21 protein-coding genes and 1 tRNA gene are annotated in these 15,949 nt (G+C 45.2%); 17 read left to right on the forward strand and 5 right to left on the reverse strand.

Going from position 1 to position 15,949, the window contains the following annotated elements; all coding sequences use genetic code 11:
* Positions 1 to 100 precede the first annotated feature (100 nt).
* The 3 genes from ACQ4MX_RS14980 (at position 101) to ACQ4MX_RS14990 (ending at position 1,433) form a co-directional block, all read left to right on the forward strand.
* On the forward strand, positions 101 to 1,051 hold the full coding sequence (locus ACQ4MX_RS14980; RefSeq protein ID WP_431085659.1) for a mechanosensitive ion channel family protein: 951 nt from the start codon (positions 101 to 103) through the stop codon (positions 1,049 to 1,051).
* Positions 1,041 to 1,265, forward strand: coding sequence for a DUF951 domain-containing protein (locus tag ACQ4MX_RS14985; RefSeq protein ID WP_149096140.1), 225 nt, complete (start codon positions 1,041 to 1,043; stop codon positions 1,263 to 1,265). The genes ACQ4MX_RS14980 and ACQ4MX_RS14985 overlap by 11 nt, the downstream gene beginning before the upstream one ends.
* Before the next feature lie 77 nt (positions 1,266 to 1,342).
* A tRNA-Ser gene (locus tag ACQ4MX_RS14990) sits at positions 1,343 to 1,433 on the forward strand.
* A 133-nt stretch (positions 1,434 to 1,566) separates the two neighbouring features.
* On the opposite strand, the gene ACQ4MX_RS14995 is transcribed toward ACQ4MX_RS14990, so the two are convergent.
* The 3 genes from ACQ4MX_RS14995 to ACQ4MX_RS15005 form a co-directional block, all read right to left on the reverse strand.
* A complete protein-coding gene (locus tag ACQ4MX_RS14995) occupies positions 1,567 to 1,827 on the reverse strand; it encodes an XRE family transcriptional regulator (protein WP_431085660.1) in 261 nt (86 codons plus the stop codon).
* Positions 1,828 to 1,949: 122 nt separating this feature from the next.
* Positions 1,950 to 2,180, reverse strand: coding sequence for a helix-turn-helix domain-containing protein (locus tag ACQ4MX_RS15000; RefSeq protein WP_431085661.1), 231 nt, complete (start codon positions 2,178 to 2,180; stop codon positions 1,950 to 1,952).
* A gap of 156 nt (positions 2,181 to 2,336) precedes the next feature.
* On the reverse strand, positions 2,337 to 2,567 hold the full coding sequence (locus ACQ4MX_RS15005) for a helix-turn-helix domain-containing protein (protein ID WP_431085662.1): 231 nt from the start codon (positions 2,565 to 2,567) through the stop codon (positions 2,337 to 2,339).
* A 175-nt stretch (positions 2,568 to 2,742) separates the two neighbouring features.
* Between ACQ4MX_RS15005 and ACQ4MX_RS15010 the strand changes: the two genes are divergently transcribed.
* The gene (locus tag ACQ4MX_RS15010; protein WP_431085663.1) at positions 2,743 to 3,108 is read left to right on the forward strand and encodes a hypothetical protein; all 366 of its coding nucleotides are present in this window, start codon (positions 2,743 to 2,745) and stop codon (positions 3,106 to 3,108) included.
* Between the two features lie 79 nt (positions 3,109 to 3,187).
* On the opposite strand, the gene ACQ4MX_RS15015 is transcribed toward ACQ4MX_RS15010, so the two are convergent.
* Entirely contained in the window at positions 3,188 to 3,505 is a 318-nt protein-coding gene (locus tag ACQ4MX_RS15015; protein ID WP_014278991.1) for a hypothetical protein, read from the reverse strand.
* A gap of 367 nt (positions 3,506 to 3,872) precedes the next feature.
* Entirely contained in the window at positions 3,873 to 4,067 is a 195-nt protein-coding gene (locus ACQ4MX_RS15020; RefSeq protein ID WP_025683698.1) for a YjzC family protein, read from the reverse strand.
* Between the two features lie 315 nt (positions 4,068 to 4,382).
* Between ACQ4MX_RS15020 and rpsF the strand changes: the two genes are divergently transcribed.
* The 13 genes from rpsF (at position 4,383) to ACQ4MX_RS15085 (ending at position 15,945) form a co-directional block, all read left to right on the forward strand.
* Positions 4,383 to 4,667 carry a 30S ribosomal protein S6 gene (gene rpsF / locus ACQ4MX_RS15025; RefSeq protein WP_044648139.1) on the forward strand — a complete coding sequence of 95 codons (285 nt, stop codon included), beginning with the start codon at positions 4,383 to 4,385 and terminating at the stop codon, positions 4,665 to 4,667.
* A 49-nt stretch (positions 4,668 to 4,716) separates the two neighbouring features.
* On the forward strand, positions 4,717 to 5,208 hold the full coding sequence (ssb, locus tag ACQ4MX_RS15030) for a single-stranded DNA-binding protein (protein ID WP_013312801.1): 492 nt from the start codon (positions 4,717 to 4,719) through the stop codon (positions 5,206 to 5,208).
* Positions 5,209 to 5,229: 21 nt separating this feature from the next.
* Positions 5,230 to 5,502 (forward strand): 30S ribosomal protein S18, encoded by a 273-nt coding sequence (rpsR, locus tag ACQ4MX_RS15035; RefSeq protein ID WP_013312800.1) that lies wholly within the window; start codon positions 5,230 to 5,232, stop codon positions 5,500 to 5,502.
* A gap of 536 nt (positions 5,503 to 6,038) precedes the next feature.
* Positions 6,039 to 7,772 carry an ABC transporter substrate-binding protein gene (locus ACQ4MX_RS15040; protein WP_431085664.1) on the forward strand — a complete coding sequence of 578 codons (1,734 nt, stop codon included), beginning with the start codon at positions 6,039 to 6,041 and terminating at the stop codon, positions 7,770 to 7,772.
* A 71-nt stretch (positions 7,773 to 7,843) separates the two neighbouring features.
* The gene (locus ACQ4MX_RS15045) at positions 7,844 to 8,806 is read left to right on the forward strand and encodes an ABC transporter permease (protein WP_431085665.1); all 963 of its coding nucleotides are present in this window, start codon (positions 7,844 to 7,846) and stop codon (positions 8,804 to 8,806) included.
* Positions 8,807 to 8,817: 11 nt separating this feature from the next.
* The gene (gene opp4C, locus ACQ4MX_RS15050; RefSeq protein ID WP_431085667.1) at positions 8,818 to 9,741 is read left to right on the forward strand and encodes an oligopeptide ABC transporter permease; all 924 of its coding nucleotides are present in this window, start codon (positions 8,818 to 8,820) and stop codon (positions 9,739 to 9,741) included.
* 13 nt (positions 9,742 to 9,754) lie between these two features.
* The gene (locus ACQ4MX_RS15055) at positions 9,755 to 10,738 is read left to right on the forward strand and encodes an ABC transporter ATP-binding protein (protein ID WP_431085668.1); all 984 of its coding nucleotides are present in this window, start codon (positions 9,755 to 9,757) and stop codon (positions 10,736 to 10,738) included.
* A complete protein-coding gene (locus tag ACQ4MX_RS15060; RefSeq protein ID WP_134911778.1) occupies positions 10,735 to 11,700 on the forward strand; it encodes an ABC transporter ATP-binding protein in 966 nt (321 codons plus the stop codon). The genes ACQ4MX_RS15055 and ACQ4MX_RS15060 overlap by 4 nt, the downstream gene beginning before the upstream one ends.
* A gap of 178 nt (positions 11,701 to 11,878) precedes the next feature.
* The gene (locus tag ACQ4MX_RS15065) at positions 11,879 to 12,820 is read left to right on the forward strand and encodes a D-alanyl-D-alanine carboxypeptidase family protein (RefSeq protein WP_025683705.1); all 942 of its coding nucleotides are present in this window, start codon (positions 11,879 to 11,881) and stop codon (positions 12,818 to 12,820) included.
* A 244-nt stretch (positions 12,821 to 13,064) separates the two neighbouring features.
* Complete coding sequence (locus ACQ4MX_RS15070) at positions 13,065 to 14,123, forward strand: LCP family protein (protein ID WP_431085669.1); 1,059 nt, start codon at positions 13,065 to 13,067, stop codon at positions 14,121 to 14,123.
* A 46-nt stretch (positions 14,124 to 14,169) separates the two neighbouring features.
* Positions 14,170 to 14,598: a CBS domain-containing protein gene (locus ACQ4MX_RS15075; protein WP_025683707.1), complete on the forward strand. Its 429-nt coding sequence runs from the start codon at positions 14,170 to 14,172 to the stop codon at positions 14,596 to 14,598.
* Between the two features lie 121 nt (positions 14,599 to 14,719).
* The gene (locus tag ACQ4MX_RS15080) at positions 14,720 to 15,022 is read left to right on the forward strand and encodes a MazG-like family protein (protein WP_014278979.1); all 303 of its coding nucleotides are present in this window, start codon (positions 14,720 to 14,722) and stop codon (positions 15,020 to 15,022) included.
* A gap of 5 nt (positions 15,023 to 15,027) precedes the next feature.
* Entirely contained in the window at positions 15,028 to 15,945 is a 918-nt protein-coding gene (locus tag ACQ4MX_RS15085) for a DUF2232 domain-containing protein (RefSeq protein WP_431085670.1), read from the forward strand.
* Positions 15,946 to 15,949: the final 4 nt, after the last annotated feature.

Here is a 15,949-nt window from a genome sequence, read left to right on the forward strand (position 1 = left end):
CATAGCAACATGAATGAAGGCAGTAGATGGGCTTATGTAGTAGAAAATAGAATTTGGGAAACCAGAAGAGTAGGTCCCTTGTGTAAGGAGGAGCAACAGAATGACCTTAATGCGTTGGTTGGAGAACGATACAGGAACGGCTGCTGTTGTGAAGGATGCGATACACTGGAAGGATGTTATATGGGGATGGCTTACAGATAGTGCGATGTGGTCAACCTTGTTGTTTGTGGTTTTGAAGATCGCTATTATTTTCATCATTACACGTATCTTTATTCGGGTTATTAATAAAATTATAGATAAGTCGATGCAGCAAAAGGGAGAGAACGGCAGATTTCGATTGAATACCCGGCGGTTAACTACCGTTGGGGAACTGCTTAAAAATGTAACCAATATCGTATTCAATTTTATTCTGATTATGCTGGTATTGTCTCAAATGGGCATTAATCTCGGACCTCTGATTGCCGGAGCCGGAGTGCTTGGATTGGCCGTTGGTTTTGGGGCGCAGAGCTTGGTCAAGGACGTGATTACCGGATTCTTTATCATTTTCGAGGATCAATTTGCCGTAGGAGACGTTATTCAGACAGGAACCTACAAAGGTACAGTAGAAGTGATTGGGCTGCGTACAACCAGGCTGGTGAGCTGGAAAGGGGAAGTTTACATTTTACCTAACGGCTCGATTACGGCTGTTACGAACTTTTCCATGTCCAATTCGTTGGCGGTGGTAGATGTACCGATGAAGGCGGAGCGTACTCTGGAGGAAGCTGTTGGCTTGGTAAAACAAGCGATCCATGGAATTGAGGAGTCCAATGTGCAGGTGCTGAATATACCGGATGTTCTGGGAGTTCAGTCCATGACGACATCTGAGTATATTGTGCGTGTTGTGGCGGAGTGTATGCCGAATACAGGGGCTGCGGTGGGACGCGATATTCAGAATAACATCAAGAAGGCACTAGAGGATGAGGAACATCGTCAGAGCGCGCTGGAGACGGCGGTAACCCTCGAAAAGGAAGACGAGCAAGAAAGAAAAGGGGGAGAGAAGGGTGGAGCGTAAGTCGTTTGAACTGGGGGACATTGTGCAGATGAAGAAGCCCCATCCCTGCGGAACGAATGAAATGGAAATTATCCGTATGGGTATGGATATTCGGATCAAATGTGTCGGTTGCCAGCACAGTGTGCTGATTCCGCGTGCCAAGTTCGAAAAGAATATGAAGAAGGTGTTGCGTTCAAAGGCAAGCGCTGATGGGCAAAATTCAGAAACGAATTGAGCCGGGGTAACTGAGTGATTTTGGGTAAGAATGAACTTGCATCATGGGCACAATGATGATATAATAATCCTTGCTGCGGAAAGGTACCCAAGAGGTCTAAGGGGGCTGACTCGAAATCAGTTAGGCGTCGCAAGGCGTGCGTGGGTTCGACTCCCACTCTTTCCGCCACTAACTTCATTAGATAATAAATCAATCTCTTACGTCTATGGACGTAGGAGATTTTTTGATTTTCTAGGCGATAATTTATTATGCAATAAATTTATATAAACTGATAAAAAAATGAGCGCTGCCCCAAAGCGGGTTAGCGCTCATTTTTTATGTTTTTAGGAATGTACTGAATGATATCTTCAATACCAAATGTTTTTTCTAATCCGTGGCTATGGGCGATTTCGTTTATCGCATTTAAGATATTGACCAAGGTTTCCAGCTTAATGGTTTTTGTATCGCCACTTGCTAAATCAAGAATAGTAGCAGGTCTTGTTTTCGACTCAACTGCGACCTTGTTACGTGTAGCTCCAATCATTTCTAGTGTTTCACTCAATTTAAAATAAATTTGACCCAAGCTAGTGAGCCTCCTTAGAGACATATTGTAAAATACTAAATTAGTTATTTGTTATTATAGTATAGCTGGTTTGGCGGGTAGTTATAGCGTTACACTACAATTAAGCTGAGGCAGATATTTATTTACTTATCAGCATCTGCATATTCAACTCTTAATAATTTCCCTATATCATCTATATCTAAAACATTAATGATTTTTTCCAATGCCTGTCGGGGAAACATCTTGTTTTTATTTCTGACCAGTTCTGAAATGGTAGCTTCTCTAATACCAGTTAGCTCGGCTAATTTCTTTTGTTCCCAACCCTTTTCGCGCAAGAGGTTCTTTAAATCACAGACGAGCAATCGTTGACTCAATGTTTGTCCTCCTTTCTTATTTCACATAACTAAATATATAGAGGATACGAGAAACGTAATAAATGTTGACAATTACGCAAAACGTAATTAAATGTAAATTACGAAAATCGTAATTAAGGGAAGGGATTATATATGGATCACAAAGTTTTTTATTTCCTATTTATAACGTGTGCTCTGTTCTTCATCTATAAGTGTGATTATTTCACGGATGTCTGTAATGTTTAATGCATCTGCGATTTCTTCAATATGTTTGAAGTTTATGTTTTCTCTCTTCTCGTTCGCAAGTTCAGATAGTGCCGCTCTGCGGACACCAGTCTTGTGAGACAATTCGTTTAGAGAAATCCCCCTCACTTTGATCAGCTCACCAAGCATTACTTTTACCTTCATTCCACACACTCCTATTTTTATTTCAAAAACCGTTGACTGTACTCATAAGCGTACAATATAATTGAAATATATGTTGTACGTATAAGCGTACGAAGTTGAAAAAAATCAAAGGAAGTTGAGTCTCTAATTGGTTTAAGAACTAAAACGGATAAAGGAAGAAAAGGAGGACGGGTGTATGAGTAAATCGTTGGGATTGGAATGGGCTGCGATGGTATACGGGCCGTATGATTTGCCGCATATGTATGAGCTATTCGAAGGAGTACTTTATAAAGAATGCTATTACTTCTATCTGGACAATGGTGTGCTATGTCTGCGTCAGGTTCGCAAGTTTGATCAGCCGGGGCATTCACATTTTTTCATCGACGGAGATAGTGCAGGACTACAACTGGCAGAAGGGATTCGGCGTGATTTGATGGAGGTAGTAACCGACCTCATCAGGAGCTGGAGGGACAAGAGCGGCCTTACTTTTCTGTTCGATGAATTACTGTGTCTACGAGGAAGGGGAGACATACAGCTGAATCTTGTAAAAGACAAGAGTTAGGAAGTTCTTTAGAGGTGTCGTTACAGCGAAAAAAACCTGACAGCAGGAAAATAAGTGCCGTCAGGAGCATTTTTCGTTGTTATAACTGGTTTGGTGGGTAGTTATAGCGTTTAGTTTTTTTTGAGCCGGAGATCATCAGTAGGATTGCTGCGATCAGATGGAGAACCCAGCCTACGACGGGGATCCAGGCCAGCAAAGAGGTCAATATCCCCCATACAGAGCCGTAGATCGCTTCCTGATTGCGTAACGACAGGATGAGTGTTACTGCATGCAGGACAAGCATGAATCCCAGAGCAGAGTAACCGGTCCCCACGACAATAGCTCCTCCCACAATCGGTACGGCAAGCACCAATTCGAATATACCTGATATCCACCTTAATATTCGAGAATAACTCATCTTAAAACCTCCGTAAATAGTAGGTCTTTGTACTTGGATATATTCTAGCAGAAGGAGCCGGATTAATCTGCATTTTACCAGTATATGCAAAAAGTCCGATAATGCAACAAAGGAGGACCTCAAAGGTCCTCCATCGTAGGCGATACATTTTTAACAGGATACGATCTGTCCAATCACATCACGAAACTCGGTGTACTGACAAGCAATACCAGTGTTGAAAAGACAGTGTCCTCTTACACAAACCTAACGCTTCTAATGCCCGGAATGGATCCCCTAACAGTTTGTCCGGCTACGTCATCCAACGGAACCACACCTCTCTGTTGTATCGCCTGATTATAATATGGCCCGAATGTCGAGAAAATATACATTAATGAACGCGGGCTTTCGTTTTTTTCTTCCATTTGCGATTATGGTTGGTCGTCTCCGGAAAAGTTTCGCCTCTTTCGAGTGTCACTTGCTGCGGGTTTTGAATTTCGGTATGAAAGCTTTTTTCTCCGACTTCCATATATACGCCGTCATTTGGCGCTTTGTCGCCTGGCTCAAATTCGGTTTTTTCACCCATAAGATTGTTCCTCCTTTACTACATGGATTTGAACTGCAACGGTTATTGTGCGCTGACATGAGCAGAAACATGCGGGAACAACAACACGGGATTTCAGAAAATTGAGTTATTTCCTATATATATAAATTATACTGTACCTATAAAATCATAGAAAATGGGATGTGTGCAGCTAATTTAACGGATTTACATCCCATGAACTCAATTGCTGGTTGCAATCAGTTGCTGGATTTGGTAAACTGTTTTAGTGCGAGTTTAGGCTCGTTCCTTGCTCTCAACCAAGATTGAGGGCCTTATGTCCATAAGGAGGTGTAAAGAATGCGCAAATATGAAGTGATGTACATTATTCGTCCTGACATTGAACAAGAAGCTGTTCAAGCGGCAGTCGATAAATTCCAAGGTATCATCTCCAACGGCGGTGGCGAAATTACGAGTCACGATGTAACTAAACGTCGTCTTGCGTATGAGATTAAGAAATTCCGTGATGGTTCTTTCGTTCTGGTAAACTTCACAGCAGAACCTGCTGTAGTTGCTGAGCTTGAGCGTCTCATGAAAATTTCTGACGAAGTAATTCGTTATCTCATTACGAACGACGTAGCTTAATTATTGTACGTGATTATGTAATGAACAACGCTCAAAGGAGGGGATTGGATTGTTGAACCGTGTCATTCTGATCGGTCGTTTGACCAAAGATCCAGAGCTGCGCTATACACCGTCTGGTGTAGCAGTAACCCAGTTCACCCTGGCTGTAGACCGTCCGTTTACGAGTCAAGGCGGCGAACGGGAAGCGGATTTCTTGCCGATCGTAACCTGGCGTCAGCTTGCTGAAACATGCGCTAACTATCTTCGCAAAGGTCGTTTAACGGCTGTTGAAGGCCGTGTTCAGGTGCGTAATTATGAGAACAATGAAGGAAAACGTGTATACGTGACTGAAATTGTAGCTGATAATGTGCGTTTCCTGGAATCTAACCGCGATGGCGGTAACGGTGGCGGCAATAGCGGTGGAGCTGCGCGTGAGGAGTCTCCTTTCGGAGGCGGTAACAGCAATAGTGGACGCGGGAATAATAACTCGCGAAACAATCAGGATCCTTTTTCCGATGACGGAAAACCGATCGATATTTCGGATGATGATCTACCATTTTAATTGGGAAAGGACTGACAAAGAATGGGCTTCAGACAAAGAGAAGGCGGAGACGATAACAAAAGACCAGCTCGTCGTGGTGGTCGCAACAAACGTCGTAAAGTATGTTTCTTCACTGTGAACAAAATTACTCACATTGACTATAAAGATACAGACCTGCTTAAAAAATTCATCAGCGAACGTGGAAAAATTCTTCCTCGTCGTGTGACTGGAACAAGCGCGAAATATCAACGTATGTTGACAATCGCGGTTAAACGTTCCCGTCAAATCGCATTGCTTCCTTACACTACTGAATAGTAGTTTGATGGAAGAGCAAAAGAGGCGTTCCCGATTTCGGGAGCGTCTTTTTTATGATTTTTCTGGTTGACAACAAGTCCCATGTATTGTAACTTACTAATAATACAATCCATGTTTAACCATTAAGCGTAGCTCAGCTTTTATGGTCGCATTTGTGATCACACATTCCCCAACTCGCCAGAGTAAACATTTCAGATTTCTGAAATGTTATTTTATATTACATGGAAGTTCAGATCACCGGCATTTTTTCGAATAAAATTCATAAACTTTACAAAAATAGATATTTTGCATTTTTATATTACACAAAAAAAGATATTGACGTGATATTATTTTACACTTAAGATAAACCTTAATAAAAATGTAATGGTTATCAGCACCCTAAATTGACCAAAGGTCTAAAAACACGTGTTTACGTTATCATTGGTAACCGTAAGGAGGATGCACAGACTTCATTTTCAAACCTCAAGCTTTAACGAATCAACGCAGGAAAGAGACAGGCTGTTAAATAAAAGAACCGACTAAGGGGGATGAACAGAATGGTGCAAACGAAGAAATGGGTTTCTTTGCTTATGGTGCTTACGATCGTTGGTGTTCTGTTTGCAGGATGTAGCGGAGGTGCTAATGAAGCGCAGCCGGGCAAAACGGATAATAAAACAGAGGGTAAAAAAGGCAGTGCACAAGTTACTGAGGGTGTTATTAAAGCAAGTGATCTGACCCAAAATCCGCCGGGAGCTACAAACCGAAAGGATAACATTGTGGTAGGTATGACGTCACCTAAAGGGGTATTTAATCCGTTGTTCTGGCAAACGACCTACGATCTATATGTAGTCAGAACGGTATTTGATTCCTTTTTACAGGTGAAAGCGGATGGTACATATGAAAATAGTTTGGCTGACAAAATTGATGTATCTCAGGATGGCTTGAAATACACGTTCCACCTGAAACCAGGTGTGAAGTATAGCGACGGAACGCCAGTAACGGTGAAGGATTATGCTTTTGTCCTGAAGGTACTGCATGATCCGAATTACGATGGAGAAACCGATATTTTATCTTTTAAGATTAAAGGCGGTAAAGAATATCACGATGGCAAGGCGAATGATATCTCCGGTATCAAGGTCATTGATGATAATACGGTAGAGGTAACCGTTACAGAAGCAACAGCTTATACAAAGGATTTTCTGGGTGAGCAATACTTCATGCCAGAAGCTTATTACGGAAAAGGTTTCAAAAAGGGTAACCTGGACAGCATCAAGGCGCTTAATAATAAGCCAATCGGCTCCGGGCAGTATGTGTTGAAAAGCTTCTCCCCGGGTCAACAAGTCGTACTTGAAGCCAATCCAAACTACTTCAAGGGCGCACCGAAGGTAAAATCGGTTATTTTCAAAACCACGACAGACGAAACCAACTTGTCTATGCTGCAAACGGGTGAGACCGATATAGACAATGTTACGGTTACAGAAGATAACGTAGAGGAATTGAAGTCTCTGGGCTTCCTGGACGTGAATATTATGCCGACCAACGGCTACGGATATATTGCATTTAATCACAAAGAAAAGAAATTTCAGGACCCTAAGGTACGCCAAGCTCTGACCATCGGTTTGAACCGGAAGGAAATTGTGGAAGGGGTGTACGGTCCGTATGCGAATGTCATTAACATTCCACAATCTACAGAAGCTTGGTCTTATACAGATGAAGGCATTAACAAATATGAGTTTGATACCGCTAAAGCAAAGGCTTTGCTGGATGAGGCTGGCTGGAAGGTTGGAGCGAACGGTATCCGTGAGAAGGATGGTGAAAAGTTTACCATTAACTTCTCAGCGACTGCGGATAATCCAGTAGTAGAGGCCTTGCTGCCGATTATGTCCAACAACTACAAGGAACTGGGCATTAAGCTGAATTCTGAAACACTGGATTTTAACGCGATTATGGATAAAAAAGATACAGGCAAGTTCGATATGTTCTTTGCCGCTTGGGGATTGACACCTGATCCGGATACAACGGTTTACCTTACGAACGGCGCACAAAATGATGTCGGCTACTCCAATAAAAAGGTCGATGAGTTGACGATTACGGGTAAAAAGGAATTGGATCAAGAGAAACGTAAAGTGATCTACAAGGAGCTGTATCAAGAGCTGAACAAGGATTTGCCAGCCATCTTTATGTATCAGCGCAGAGATATGTGGCCAGTTAATGGGCGTGTATCCGGCTTAGAAATTACACCATACAAAGATTTTGAATTCAGTCTGTATAACGCTCAGCTCGCTCAATAAGGGTTGCCAATCGTATGCTCAGCTCTCACGGGCTGGGCATATCACTTCTTTATTTGTCTGGAGGAATGATTATGAAGCAGTATATTATTCGAAGACTGCTGCAACTCATCCCCACACTCATTGGCATATCCATTATCGTATTTGCGATTTCAGCCATGGTGCCGGGTGATTATATTACAGCCAAGCAGAACCCGAATATGACCGCCGAAAAGGCACAGCAGCTACGACATATCTACGGGTTGGATAAGCCGGAGTACCAACGCTATTTTATATGGGCGGGGAATATGTTGAAGGGTAATATGGGGGATTCATTACAGCATAAGCAGCCGGTAACGAAGGTCATTGGCAATTATGTATGGAACTCTTTTATTATCGCTTTTTTCAGTCTTATTTTTAGCTGGCTGATTGCAGTTGTTGCCGGGGTATTTTCAGCCAAGTTCCAATATTCGTTATTCGATAAGTTTGTCACGCTATTCATATTTTTGTGTATGTCGCTGCCGTCCTTCTTTATCGGTCTTTTGGTGATCAAAGTATTTGCTTTGGAATGGGGCATTCTTCCGGTTGGCGGTATGACAACAGCAGGGATGGAGCCGGGCTCATGGGCTTATATCGTGGATGTTCTCAAGCATATGTTCCTGCCAACGCTCGTTCTTACGATGCTGAGCACAGGCAGCCTGACCCGGTATTTCCGTACAGGTATGCTGGAGGTTATTCGTCAGGATTATATTCGCACCGCACGCGCTAAGGGCTTGAAGGAACGGACGGTTATTTTCAAGCATGCTCTGCGCAACGCACTGATTCCAGCCATCACGCTGCTCGGCTTTGAGCTTCCGGCTTTATTTGGCGGGGCGATGATTCTGGAAAAGGTATTTGTGTGGCCGGGTGTGGGGCAGGTCTATCTGGAGTCGATCAGTATGCGTGATTATCCGTTTATGCTGGGCTTCACTATTTTTCTGGCGGTCCTTACGCTCATCGGTAATTTGCTCTCGGATGTATTGTATGGCATGGCAGATCCAAGAATTCGCTTGAAGTAGGAGGGATACTATTGCCCGCAGAAACAGTCACGATTGAAACCAGTCCAAAGGCGGCGACCCGTCCTGAAGCGTCTCCGTGGAGAATCGCCGTTCGCCGTTTTAACCAGAACCATTTGGCTTTGGCCGGACTCATTATACTGATTCTTATGGTGATCATTTGCGTATTTGGACCGATGATTTCACCTTATCATCTGGATGATTATAAGCTATCTGACAAAAATTTAGCCCCGAATGCCCAGTACTGGCTTGGTACAGATAAGTTTGGCAGAGATATTTTGCTGCGTACAATGCTGGCTGGCCGTATTTCTTTGACGGTGGGGCTGGTGGCCACGTTTATTTCAGTCGTGATCGGTGCGACGTTGGGAGCACTGGCAGGATTTTATCGTAAAGGCGTGGATACGATCATTATGCGGATTGCCGATATTTTTATGGCATTGCCTACATTGCCGCTGTTGATTATTTTAGGTGCCGTTCTGTCCGATTTGAAGGTTGATCCAGCGAAACGGATTTATTTTCTAATGCTCATTATCGGGATCTTGAGCTGGACGAGCTTGTCCCGTCTGGTCAGGGGGCAGATTCTTACGCTGCGTGAACAGGAGTTCATGCAGGCGACGGAAGCGCTCGGCTTGAGAGACCGCCGTAAAATATTCCGCCATCTGCTGCCGAACACGATTCCTACTATTATTGTAACGGCTACGCTCGGGGTGGCCGGGGCGATTATCACGGAGTCAGCGCTCAGTTACCTGGGAATCGGTGTTGTGCCGCCCACACCTTCGTGGGGAAATATGATTTCGGCTGCGAACAATCTGATCGACTTCCGCAAACGGCCCTGGATATGGGTTCCACCAGGAATGTGTATTTTGATTACGGTTGTAGCGATTAACCTGATTGGCGACGGTTTGCGCGATGCATTGGACCCTAAAATGAAGAAGTAGGAGACGAACGTTTATGGAAAATGCTTTGATTGAATTTCGTAACCTGAAAACCCACTTTCATACCTCTAGCGGAACTGTCAAAGCGGTCAATGACGTCAGTTTTAAAATACGTGAGGGTGAAACGCTCTGTGTGGTAGGCGAATCCGGCTGCGGCAAAAGTGTAACAGCCATGACGATGATGCGACTAATTGATTCCCCACACACCTCAGACGGTGAAATCTGGTTTGAGGGCAAAAACCTGTTAACGCTGAATAAAGGTCAAATGCAGCAAATTCGCGGCAATGACATTTCAATTATTTTTCAGGAGCCGATGTCTTCGCTGAATCCCGTGCTTACCATTGGAGAACAGATTACGGAACCGCTGCTGATGCATACATTAATGAGTAAAAAGGAAGCACGTACCCGGGCGATTGAGCTGATCAATCTGGTGGGGATTTCGCGTTCGGAAGAAATATTTCATTCGTATCCGCATGAACTGAGCGGCGGCATGCGTCAGCGGATCATGATTGCTATTGCATTGAGCTGTAATCCGAAGCTGCTCATTGCAGATGAGCCGACAACGGCGCTGGATGTTACCATTCAGGCGCAAATCCTCGATCTGATGCGGGATTTGAAGGATAAGCTCAAAACGTCCATTATGCTGATTACGCATGATCTGGGCGTCGTGGCGGAAATGGCCGATTACGTGGTCGTTATGTATGCTGGGAATGTGATTGAAGAGGCCCCCGTCATTGAGTTGTTCAAAAATCCACAGCATCCGTATACACAAGGGCTATTGAAGGCGAAGCCTGTCATTAATCAGAAGATTGATCGGCTGTATTCGATCCCTGGTCAGGTTCCCAACCCGATTGAGCTGGAGGAAAACTGTCATTTTCATGATCGGTGTGCGCATTGTATGCAAATCTGTAAGGATCAGGTCCCTCCCCTGCACGAAAAGAAGAACGGTCATAAGGTTGCCTGCTGGCTATATGAGGAAGAAGGAGGGCAACGGGGATGAGCGAGCCTTTAATTCAAGTGGAAGGTCTGAAAAAATATTTCCCGATCACAGGCGGGATTTTCCAGCGTACCGTGGGGCATGTGAAAGCGGTCGATGATGTATCTTTTAACATCCATAAGGGAGAGTCCTTTGGTCTGGTAGGAGAATCCGGTTGTGGCAAAAGCACGATTGGGCGTACGATTCTCAGACTGATGGATAAGACCGAGGGATCGGTGCGATACAAGGGAGAGGATTTGCATGCGTTAAGCAAGGAGCAGATCCGTGCGCTTCGTCCGAAGCTGCAAATTGTATTTCAGGACCCTTTTAGCTCATTGAATCCGAGAATTAAGGTGGGGGAAGCCATCGGGGAAGCGCTGCTGGATCACGGATTGATTGAACATAGCAAGCTGCGGAAAAAGGTGAACGAGACGCTGGATATCTGCGGATTATCTGCTTATCATTATGATCGGTATCCGCATGAGTTCTCTGGCGGTCAGCGTCAGCGGATCGGGATTGCGCGGGCTTTGATTTTGAATCCTGATTTTATCGTGGCTGACGAGCCGGTATCTGCACTTGATGTGTCTATTCAGGCTCAGATCATTAACTTGTTAAGTGATTTGCAACAGGAACGGCAGTTGACGTATCTGTTCATCTCGCATGATCTAAGTGTGGTCGAGCATCTATGCAGCCGTATCGGTGTGATGTATCTAGGCTCGATGGTGGAGTTAACTTCCAAGGAAGAGCTATTCCGTAATCCTCTTCATCCGTATACGAAGGCGCTACTGTCGGCGGTTCCCATTCCCGACCCGACGATCAAGAGACAACGGATTGTGCTAAAAGGGGACATTCCTTCCCCGGCGAATCCGCCGTCAGGCTGCAAGTTCCATACGCGCTGTCCTATGGCGGAGGCCCGTTGTAAAACAGAAATTCCAGCGTATCGGGATGCAGGCGATCAGCATTATGTGGCCTGTCATTTTGCCTAGAAACATAGTAGAAAGCCTTTTTGAATCATTCGACTTATAAAAATCTGTCAGTCTGCAAGCAGGAAATGACAGATTTTTTGCTGTGGATTGGAAAAAGCAAAAAAATTGCATCTTTTTTTCGAAAAGTTGCAGACAAAATGGATTTTTCATCGTCTAATAAAGTATGGGGGTTATTACGATGATGAAAAAATACTGGTTACGTTGGGCTATTGTGGTCCCGGTACTTATTATATTGATTTTTATTACACTTGGACCCCGACTGCTGGTCGGTAAGCCAGATGTACACGCAGGCGCTGCGGTACTGATGGACATGCAGACGGGAGAATTGTTGATGGATGTGAATGGCGATACGCCTATGCCTTCCGCAAATATGTCCAAGCTCATGACCGAGCTGCTGGTGCTAGAGGATATTCGTGCCGGGCGGTTAGGCTGGAATGATGAAGTGAAAATTAGTCGTTACGCAAGTACGGTGGGTGGTGTAAATCTGTCACTCCGGTATGGTGAAAGGCTGACGGTGTCCGAACTGTTCCAGAGTATGGTTGTGTATTCGGCTAATGACGCGGCTGTGGCACTGGCGGAACGCTCAGCAGGCAATGAACCGGCCTTTGTGAAGCGTATGAACGACAAGGCGGCTAAGATTGGATTAACGTCCTACAGCCGATTTAGCAATGCGTCAGGAGCGGGACAGAGTGAGCTGGGTCCTAACCATCCCGAGAATATTCGGGGAGAAACACAAATGACGGCAAGCGATACGGCGAAGCTGGCCTCCTACCTGATAACGTCGCATCCGGAGATTTTGAGAACGTCCAGCCGTACGCAGATGGAATTGAAGGATAAGGGCATTTATATTAGTAATACGAATTGGATGCTGCCTTCCTTGGCGGGACCCTACTCTTACGCAGGAACGGATGGGCTGAAAGCGGGATACACCAGCGATGCGGGATATTGCTTCACCGGCACAGCCGAACAGCATGGCAGAAGGCTGGTAGCTGTGGTGCTGGGGGCACCGAGCAAGGAGGAACGTTTCGAGCAGACACGGAAGCTGTTCGACTACGGTTTCGCTCTGTCTACCTCTTTCCCGGTAAGGGTGCAGAATTTGGTGAAGCTGGCTCCTCGCTAAGGTAAGGAACGACTTTAAAAGCTACATAGGATACGGGCTATAAACATCAAGCAAGGCTTTGACCGTGAGGGTGAAGCCTTTTTTGGCGTGAATGTGGTGGCGAGGGGCTGGCTACGACATGGTACTTTTGACAACAAGGTAGCAGACCTTTTATGCTGTGGGGGGAAGTTTCCGCTTCATAAGGACCTGATTCGGTTTAATGAAGAGATGGGATTTATTGAAGTAAAGAAGGAAGGAACCTGTTATGGAGAGAAGACATAGGAGAAGGACAGGCGGAAAGCCTAAGAAGAAAAAAAGGTTTACTGCTCTATATATTTCATGTATTGTTTTGTTTCTGATTGCGGCGGGAGGATATCTGTTCCGTAAACAGCTGACGCTGGTGGCCTTTGACTGGTTCGTATCTCCGACCTTGGAGAGCAAGCTGGAGAAGTCCTTTCAGCCGCGCCAGTCGGAGGGACAGAAGCAACCGGAGCCGGTTGCTTATCGGAAAGAGCCGTTTTCGGTGCTGCTGCTCGGTACGGACCAAAGGCCGAACGAGAAGGCGCGTGGCCGCTCGGATACGGTTATTTATGCGGCTGTACGGCCTGCGGAATCGCGTGTGCTTCTGGTTTCCCTTCCAAGGGATACGTATGTCCAGATTGTCGGACATGATCCAAATCATGACGGTGAGGATGATTTTGATAAGTTGGGGCATGCTTATGCGTTCGGAGGCGAGGATATGTCCATAGCTACGGTAGAGAAGCTGATGGAGCATAAGGCCGATTATTATGCTACGATTAATTTTCAGGGTATTCAGGATGCTGTAAATGTGGTGGGCGGGGTTGAGCTTCCCATCGATAAGCCGATTGAGAATAAAAATCCGCTGCATATCAAGTTCCGCATCGAGGCGGGCAAGCCGCTTTATAATGGTGAAGAAGCAATGTATTATGTTAGATATAGGGAAGACAGCGACTTTAACCGTACCAAACGGCAGCAAATTTTTCTGAATGCAATGGCGGATAAGCTGCTGAATATCAACGGGATTTCCAAGATTCCGGAGCTGCTCGATATTATGGGGGCCAATTTCAAGACGGATATGGAGCCTACTTTTATTACCGGGCTTGGCAAGCAGGCCATTTCGCAGGGGCAACCACAAATTTCGAGCTTTACGATTACGGGGGAAGGTTTCAAGAAGAAGGGCCTGTATTATGACCGGGCCAATGAACAGGAACTCGAATACGCCAGACTCATGATCGCAAACTGGCTGGATTCCGGCACAACCCCGCAGACGCTGAAGCTTCCCGACAAGCAGGACATTCAGTGAGTAATCATTTGATCTTACAATTGATTTTGAGGGGGATTCGTTTCTCATGAATATCGCTTTTTTCTTGCTTCCCAAACAAGAGGTTGCTTTTGTCACGGCGGATGCAACTTTACGGCAAACGTTGGAGCGAATGGAGTATCACCGTTTCACGGCGGTTCCGATTTTGGATAAGGAAGGTAGATATACCGGCACGGTTACAGAGGGTGATCTGCTGTGGCATATGAAAGAATCTGAGGGAAAAATCACCTTTGAAAACGCTTCGAAGTTCATGCTCAAGGACGTCCCGCTTCGGGTTTCGATAAAGCCGGTGTCCATTGATGCCAATATGGAGGATTTAATTAATTTGGCGAAGGTACAGAACTTTGTCCCTGTTGTGGATGACATGGAAAGGTTTATCGGCATTGTCCGCCGTAGCCAGATTATTGAATATTGTGAAAAGTTTGTGTCGAGGGAATCACTTAACTCGTCATCTTAAAGCAAGCAGCATAGTTGCTCTGAAAATAACGATTTACCCTATGGGGTAACAGTTATTTTCAGAATAGGATATGCTATAATGGAGAATAAAGCTTTTTCAGAGGGGTGTGACTCTTCATCATATGCCTAAAGAACTGGATGTAGTTAAACGGGCCAAGGTGATTGAATGGCTCAAAACAGAGGTGCTTGACCAGGTTTCCCGTCTGTTTAAAGCGATGTGGGAAGGCAGTACAGCCCGCATTGGCGATTGTCTGGCGAGCCTGATGATGAGCAGTTATATTTTGGGAAGACGCCTCGGGGTGTCTTACCGTGAATTGGATGATCTCCTCATTGACAAGCTAAGAAAGCACAAAAAAGAAGGACACCAGCTAGAGGATTGGTATCAGGACATTTCCGCACTGGAAGAACATATGCGTAAGAGGTGAAAACTTTGAAATTCCGCTTGGCAACTGTAGCATGGAGCGTTATTTATTTGCTTCTGCTGCTGTCTCTATTGACACCCTTAAGAATCTTTACCGTATTTTTGCTGATTGTGCCTGGCGTTGTATTGTTTTCATCGCTGCCTTTCAAAGGATTTCTGATTCATGTGATACCGGTGCTGTTGATTATAGCGCTACAAGATGTATATTTACTGCTTCCCGCGATTTATTTTCTGATCCCAGCCTTGTTAATGGGACGGGTATATAAAAAGGGAGCCCCTGCTTTTCAGGCGTTGATGACCGGAACGGGTGTGATTTTAGCCGAGTTGTTGGTTGTGCTACTCATTGCTACGTATGCCCTCGGGTTTGATCTTTCGCAGTATCTTCGTGATCAGGCTGCTATATCGGCAAATCTGGTACAGCAAATCTTAAATGGAAATCCGATGCTTCCGGGCATGAATTGGACAGCAGAAGATACACAGAGACTCGGTACGATGATGATCGGCAAAGTTCCATATGTGCTGATCCTGACCTCGTTTTTACTGGCTGTGATCACGCACGCTCTGACGCGTCCGGCATTGAGCAGCCTTGATGTGCCTGTACGCAAAATGAAGCCTGCTCGAGAATGGAGGCTGCCACGCGCGCTCATCTGGTATTACCTGCTGGCGATTGTGTTTGAGTGGATGGCCATGTCCTCTGACAGCAGTTGGATTCAGGCGGTTTCTGTTAGTATGTTGCCGCTAATCCATGCGTGTTTTATTATCCAGACGATTGGCTTTATTTACTTCTGGACGCATAGTCGTAAAATGAGCCCGGTGATCGCGTTGCTGCTGTCGCTCGTCGTTCTGGTGTTCCAGCCGCTCCGCATTATCGGTATTATTGATTTGGCCTTTCCGCTGCGTGAAGCTATTACAAGATCAAAGAAATAGGGTG

Origin of the sequence: Paenibacillus sp. 8b26 (genome assembly GCF_050626875.1) — a bacterium.
In the GTDB taxonomy this organism is placed as follows: domain Bacteria; phylum Bacillota; class Bacilli; order Paenibacillales; family Paenibacillaceae; genus Paenibacillus.